Origin of the sequence: uncultured Nitratireductor sp., assembly GCF_913053745.1 — a bacterium.
Lineage (GTDB): Bacteria > Pseudomonadota > Alphaproteobacteria > Rhizobiales > Rhizobiaceae > Nitratireductor.
This window is the reverse complement of record NZ_CAJXGF010000048.1, coordinates 22,079-28,652: the sequence shown is the minus strand read 5'-3', so window position 1 is coordinate 28,652 and position 6,574 is coordinate 22,079. Positions and strand designations below refer to the sequence as shown.

General features: G+C 63.8%; 6 protein-coding genes and 3 pseudogenes. All 9 read left to right on the top strand.

Going from position 1 to position 6,574, the window contains the following annotated elements:
- Positions 1-149: 149 nt before the first annotated feature.
- Positions 150-1,721, top strand: a pseudogene (sppA, locus tag QZ638_RS10050) (signal peptide peptidase SppA); the annotation flags it as partial.
- Between the two features lie 24 nt (positions 1,722-1,745).
- Positions 1,746-2,900: pseudogene (locus QZ638_RS10045) on the top strand (EF-Tu/IF-2/RF-3 family GTPase); the annotation flags it as partial.
- A gap of 188 nt (positions 2,901-3,088) precedes the next feature.
- The gene (locus QZ638_RS10040) at positions 3,089-3,748 is read left to right on the top strand and encodes a peroxiredoxin (RefSeq protein WP_295809573.1); all 660 of its coding nucleotides are present in this window, start codon (positions 3,089-3,091) and stop codon (positions 3,746-3,748) included.
- A 148-nt stretch (positions 3,749-3,896) separates the two neighbouring features.
- Entirely contained in the window at positions 3,897-4,247 is a 351-nt protein-coding gene (locus QZ638_RS10035) for an MliC family protein (protein ID WP_295809570.1), read from the top strand.
- Between the two features lie 68 nt (positions 4,248-4,315).
- A complete protein-coding gene (locus tag QZ638_RS10030; RefSeq protein ID WP_295809568.1) occupies positions 4,316-4,669 on the top strand; it encodes a metalloregulator ArsR/SmtB family transcription factor in 354 nt (117 codons plus the stop codon).
- A gap of 41 nt (positions 4,670-4,710) precedes the next feature.
- Complete coding sequence (locus QZ638_RS10025; RefSeq protein WP_295809565.1) at positions 4,711-5,259, top strand: SRPBCC family protein; 549 nt, start codon at positions 4,711-4,713, stop codon at positions 5,257-5,259.
- Between the two features lie 37 nt (positions 5,260-5,296).
- A pseudogene (locus QZ638_RS10020) lies at positions 5,297-5,737 on the top strand (SRPBCC domain-containing protein); the annotation flags it as partial.
- 69 nt (positions 5,738-5,806) lie between these two features.
- Positions 5,807-6,136 (top strand): hypothetical protein, encoded by a 330-nt coding sequence (locus tag QZ638_RS10015; protein WP_295809581.1) that lies wholly within the window; start codon positions 5,807-5,809, stop codon positions 6,134-6,136.
- Between the two features lie 24 nt (positions 6,137-6,160).
- Positions 6,161-6,553 (top strand): VOC family protein, encoded by a 393-nt coding sequence (locus QZ638_RS10010; RefSeq protein WP_295809563.1) that lies wholly within the window; start codon positions 6,161-6,163, stop codon positions 6,551-6,553.
- Positions 6,554-6,574 lie beyond the last annotated feature (21 nt).

Below are 6,574 nucleotides of genomic sequence, written 5' to 3'. Positions count from 1 at the left end.
CCTCCGGGCGGGGCGGACTTTGCGCGATCGTCCCCCACCTGACAAGCCGGGACAAGCCCGCCGCCCAGCCCCAGCCGGGCCCCCGCCGGACCCGGTCCGGCACGAAAATTTAACTGGCCAGCGGGGGTGCGGGGCGCTGAGATAGGGTCATGACCCGTATCATCCTGTTTCTCCTGAAATGCGTGCTCGGCCTCTTCGCGACGGTCGGTTTTCTCCTCATCGCCGCCATCGTCGTGGCGGCGGTCCTGCTGCCCCGCTACGGCGAGGACATGCCGCAAGAGGCCGTTCTGCTGCTCGATCTCTCCGACGGCCTCATCGAGCGGCGTCCCGCCAATCCCCTGGCCCGCGCCTCCCTGGGCGGCGCCCTGGTGCTGCGCGAGGCGGTCGACGCCCTCCATGCCGCCGGGCGCGACGAGCGGGTAAAGGCCCTGGTGATCCGCGCCGGCTGGGGCAGCCCCGGCCTGGCGCAGATGCAGGAGCTGCGCGACGCCGTCGCCGACTTCCGCGCCCAGGGCAAGCCGGTCGTCGCCTTCGCCGAGACCTTCGGCGAGGCCGGCAACGGCACCCTGCAGTACTTCCTGGCCAGCGCGGCCGGCGAGGTCTGGCTGCAACCCTCCGGCGACGTCGGCATCACCGGCTTCATCCTGCAGCAGCCTTTCCTGAAGTCCCTGCTGGAGGAGATCGGCGTGCGCAGCCAGATCGCCCAGCGCGAGGAGTACAAGGGGGCGATGAGCTTCCTGACCGACGAGAACATGCCGGCGCCGGTGCGCGAGAACCTGCAGCGCTACCTCGACTCCGCGCTGTCGCAGGTCGTCACCGCCGTGGCCGAGGCGCGCAACCTGGAGGCCGGCAGGCTGCGGGCGCTGATCGACCGCGCGCCCTACCGCGGCGCCGAGGCGCAGCGGCTCGGCCTCGTCGACCGGCTCGGCTATTGGGACGAGGTCGAAGCCGCGGTCGAGGACTCCGCCGGCCCCGAGGCCGAGTGGCTGACGCTGCGGGCCTACCGGCGCGCCACCTGGGAAGAGGAAACGGAGGCCCCGGTCGTCGCCCTGGTCCACGGCGAGGGCCCGATCGTGCTGGGCGGCGGCGAAAACGATCCGGTCTTCGGCCGGGTCTCCCTGGGCGCGATCGACATCGCCGAAGCGATTTCCGAGGCCGTCGACGACCCGGAGGTCGAGGCCATCCTGTTCCGCGTCGACAGCCCCGGCGGATCCTACGTCGGCTCCGACACCATCTGGCGGGAGGTGCAGCGCGCCCGCGACGCCGGCAAGCCGGTCGTCGTCTCCATGGGCAACGTCGCCGCCTCGGGCGGCTACTTCGTCTCCACCCCCGCCGACGCCATCGTCGCACAGCCCGGCACCCTCACCGGCTCCATCGGCGTGGTCGCCGGCAAGGTCTCGCTGCGCGACCTCTGGGCCGACCTCGGGGTGAACTGGGACGGCGTGCAGGCGGGCGACCGCGCCGCCCTGTTCAGCCCCAACGCGCCCTTCAGCCGCAGCGAGTGGGACTGGCTGCAGCGGACCCTGGACACCACCTACGCCGACTTCACCGGCAAGGTCGCCGCCGGGCGCGGGCTCAGCCAGGAATACGTCCTGACGGTCGCCAAGGGGCAGATCTGGTCCGGCGCCGACGCCAAGGAAGCCGGCCTGGTCGACGCCCTGGGCGGCTACCGCACGGCGCTCGACCTGGCCAAGGCGGCGGCCGAGCTACCCGAGGACGCGGCGGTGCGGCTGCGCCCCTTCCCCGAGGCGCGCGATCCCTTCGAGATCCTCGACGAGATCGAGCAAAAGTTGGCGCTGGACACGGCGCCCGTCACCTGGTCGATCGGTCGCGGAAAAAGCTTTGTGGGCACCTACAACCTTGCCAACAACACGATGCGCCGCTCCGATGCCGATGTGGAACCGCTCCCGGTGAACGGTCCAGAATCCGACGCCGTGGCCGGACTCCTTCCGGAAAACGAGCGCGATATGCTGGTGGAGGAGATGCTGCTCGGCAAGGAAGCGTGTCGACCCTTCGACATGCAGGCGTTCCGCGAGGGGCATCTGACGCCTGTCTATTTCGGTTCGGCGCTGCGCAATTTCGGCGTGCGCGACCTGATCGAGGCACTCGGCGCCTTCGGCCCCGCGCCGCGCGCGCAAGATGCGGATGCGCGAAAGGTCGAGGCGACCGAGGACAAGATGACGTCCTTCGTCTTCAAGATCCAGGCGAACATGGACCCCAATCATCGCGACCGCATCGCTTTCGTGCGCGTTTGCTCCGGCAAGCTGCAGCGTGGCATGAAGGCCAAGCTTGTGCGCACCGGCAAGCCGATCAGTCTTTCGGCGCCGCAGTTTTTCTTCGCCAAGAGCCGTATCACCGCGGACGAGGCCTATGCCGGCGATGTGGTGGGTATTCCCAATCACGGTACGTTGCGCATCGGCGATACGCTGACGGAAGGCGAGGAGCTTCTGTTCCGAGGCGTGCCCAACTTCGCGCCGGAAATCCTGCGCCGCGTTCGGCTCGGTGACGCCATGAAGGCCAAGAAGCTGAAGGAAGCCCTGCAGCAGATGGCCGAAGAAGGCGTCGTGCAGCTCTTCACGCCGGAAGACGGCTCGCCGGCGATCGTCGGCGTCGTCGGCGCGCTGCAACTCGACGTGCTGAAAGAACGGCTGAAAATCGAGTACTCGCTGCCGGTGGATTTCGAGATGGCCCGCTTCAGCGTGTGCCGCTGGATTTCCTCCGACGAGGCCGGCGAGGTGGACCGCTTCATCGCCGCGCACCGCGGCGACATCGCGCGCGATCTCGACGAGGATCCAGTCTTCCTGGCACAGCACGAGTTCGGGCTCAATTATGAGGCGGACCGGTGGAAGGCCGTTCGCTTTTCGACGGTGAAGGACTACCAGACCCGCAAGGCGGCCTGAGCGAACGGATTTGCCGTTTCTCCGACGGCGCGGAGATATTTTCCCTGCTGCCGCCTCTTTTGGGAATCAAATTCCCGGCGAACGCGTCAATTTGCGCCTAGATGAGGTTCATCTGCGCATGCCTGGATTGCTATCCTGCTGCGTCAGGAATATCAATCGCGTTTCATCTCACCCAGGAGGAGAGAACGATGAGCCTTCGCATCAACGATACGGCGCCGGATTTCAGCGCCGAAACCACCCAAGGTACGATCAATTTTCACGACTGGATCGGTGAAGGCTGGGCTGTCCTCTTCAGCCATCCCAAGGATTTCACACCCGTCTGCACCACCGAGCTCGGCACGATGGCCGGCCTCGAAGGCGAGTTCAAGAAGCGCAACACCAAGATCATCGGCATCTCGGTGGATCCGGTCGAGGACCATGTGCGCTGGAAGGACGATATTCAGTCGGCCACCGGCCATGCGGTCGATTATCCGATGATCGGCGACAAGGACCTGAAGGTCGCGAAGCTCTACGACATGCTGCCTGCGGAAGCGGGCGAAAGCTCCGATGGGCGCACGGCGGCAGACAATGCAACCGTACGCTCGGTCTATGTCGTCGGGCCCGACAAGAAGATCAAGCTGGTGCTGACCTATCCGATGACGACGGGGCGCAATTTCGGTGAAATCCTGCGTGCCATCGATTCCATCCAGCTTACAGCCAAGCATCAGGTGGCGACACCGGCCAACTGGCAGCAGGGCGAGGATGTAATCATCACCCCGGCCGTTTCCAACGAGGATGCCGTTAAGCGCTTCGGTTCATTCGAGACAATTCTGCCCTATCTGCGCAAGACGAAACAGCCCAATGGCTGATCCTTGACGGGATGCAGTTTGCGGACCCCGGAAGCATACCGCTTCCGGGGTTTTTCTTTTCAGGGGCGCGCCCGCCGTCATTGTCTTCAAATCGACATGGTCTCGGGATGTTCTGGAGCGATTCGAAACCGCTTCGGGAGCTTCCAATATGCGCCGCACCGTTCTCGTGTTTACATCCATCCTTGCAGCAGCCTCCCCGGCATTCGCTGCGACGCTGGAGATCGACCTGCCCAACGTGGAAACCATCGAGACCACCGCCGTGAGCTACGAATGCCCCGAGGGCACGGTCGCGGCCACGTATTATAATGCGGGCGACACGTCGGTAGCGGTCGTCACCATAGATGGGAGCTCGGTGGTGATGAGCAACGTGCTCGCCGCCTCGGGGTCGAAGTATGCCGGAGGCCCCTATGTCTGGTGGACCAAGGGCGACAATGCGGATCTCTACGACCTGATGAAGGGCGAGGACGCGGAGCCGATTTCCTGCACGGCGAAAACCTGACCCGCCAAGGGCAGATTAAATACAACCATTCGGTTGACTGTTCGACGGGCGGCTAGTATATAAACCACATGGTTGAATATCAGTCGCCCCATCTCGATGCCGTCTTCCACGCTTTGTCGGACCCGACCCGGCGGGCCATGCTGCACCGCCTCTCCGGTGGGGAGCGAAGCGTGTCGCAACTGGCCCAGCCGTTCGACATGTCGCTGGCGGGCGCCTCCAAACATGTGAAGGTTCTGGAGACGGCCGGCCTTGTCAGCCGGCGCGTCGACGGACGCACCCATTACTGCCGACTGGAGGCATTGCGACTTGCCGAGGCACAAGCCTGGTTCCGGTATTACGAGCGTTTCTGGACCGAACGGCTCGATACACTCCAGGCGATCCTGGAAGCCGAGGACCGGCAGCGTTCCGATGGGAAAGACTGACCAAGGCCACATCAGCCGTCTCAACTGTTGAGAGGAATACGATGAGACAGATCGACGAACGCGATTACGGCGTCGCAGCGGCACCAAACGAAGTGCGCTTCGAGCGGCTCCTGCCGGGCCCAGCCGAACGTGTCTGGGCCTATATCACCGAGGCAGACAAGCGCCGGCAATGGCTGGCGGGCGGGGAGATGGACCCGCGTGCCGGCGGCACGGTAAATCTTCTGTTCCGACACTCCGAGTTCACCGACGAGGAGCCACCGGACCAGTACAGGGAGATGAACGAGCAAGGTTTCGTTTCCGAAGGCCGCATCCTTGAATGGGATCCACCACGCCTTATGGCCATGACATGGCCGGGCGAAGGGGAAGATAGCCGGGTGGAGTTCGAGCTTTTCCCCGAGGGGGACAAGGTTCTTCTCGTGGTGACACACAAGCGCCTCGCCGACATTGGCGAGATGGTCAATGTCTCGGGCGGCTGGCACGCGCATCTCAACGTTCTCGAAGCGGTTCTCTCCGGCGAGAAGACGCCAGCGTTCTGGTCGGAGATCAAGTCACTCGAAGCCGCTTACACCGACCGTTTCGACAAGACATGAAGACCTGTGCCCAACAATCGCACGCAGGAGGAAGAAGATGAACATTGCCGTTGCCCCGAACGTTTCCGACACGCCACACAAAGTTGAGTACGCGCGCGCCATGCGAGCCTCACCCGCCGTGCTCTACCGAGCCTGGACCGAGCGGCTGGATAGCTGGTTCGCCACACCGGGATCCGTGTCCATGAAAGCGGAGGTCGGAGTGCCCTTCTTCTTCGAGACGAGCTTCGTGGAAGAAGAAGGCAAACCAGCCGAGCGGCACCCCCATTACGGCCGGTTTCTGCAACTCGAACCCGGCAAGCTGGTGAAGCTCGCGTGGGTGACCGGCAAGGCCGGTACCGAGGGAGCGGAAACGGTTCTCACGATCGAATTCTCACCGCGCGGCAAGGGCAGCCATCTGCGGCTTTGCCATAATGGGTTTGGCACTGCCGAATCCGCGGCTCAGCACGAAGCAGCCTGGCCGCTTGTTCTGAAGCATCTCGACAAGGTCGTCGACGAGACGGAGACGGCGTCCGCCGCACCAAAGCTCGCCGGCGGTCGCAACATCGCCATGAAGGTGCCATCGCATCAATATGACGAGACGGTGCGCTTCTATCGAGAGGTTCTCGGTATGGAACAGATAGAAGAGTTTTTGCCGGCGGTCGGTTTCCGCTTCGGGGCCAATCAGCTCTGGATCGATCGCGCGCCGGGTATGAGCCAGTCAGAACTGTGGCTGGAGATCGTAACCGACGATACGAAGGCGGCCGCTGCCCGGCTGCAGGCAGAGGGGATTGCGCGCTGCGACGAAATCGAGCCGTTGGGTGAGAGTTTCGATGGCTTCTGGATATCGAGCCCCGCGCAGATCATCCATCTGGTCGACAACAAAACCGGCGCCTGGTGAGGGCGTCGGATCAAAGAGGACGAAATGTTGAAGATCGCAGTAACGAGTATTCTGGTGGACGACCAGGATAAAGCCGAGGCGTTTTACACAGATGTGCTCGGCTTTCAGAAAAAGCAGGATTTCCCGGTCGGCGGCGCCCGCTGGTTGACGGTTGTCACGCCGGGGGCGGAGAACGGCACCGAGCTTCTTCTGGAACCCATGGGCTACGAGTTCGCTCGCACCTACCAGAAAGCACTTTACGACGCCGGTGTCCCTTGCACCACATTTGCCAGCGAGGATGTGTGGGCGGACTACGAACGCATGAGCGCCAAGGGCGTGACATTTCGCGGCGAGCCCAGCCAGGCCGAAGGTTTTCCGACCACCGCCGTTTTCGAGGATACCTGCGGCAATCTCGTGCAGATATTCGAGGAGGCGTAGAGGAAGCGGACGATAAATCGC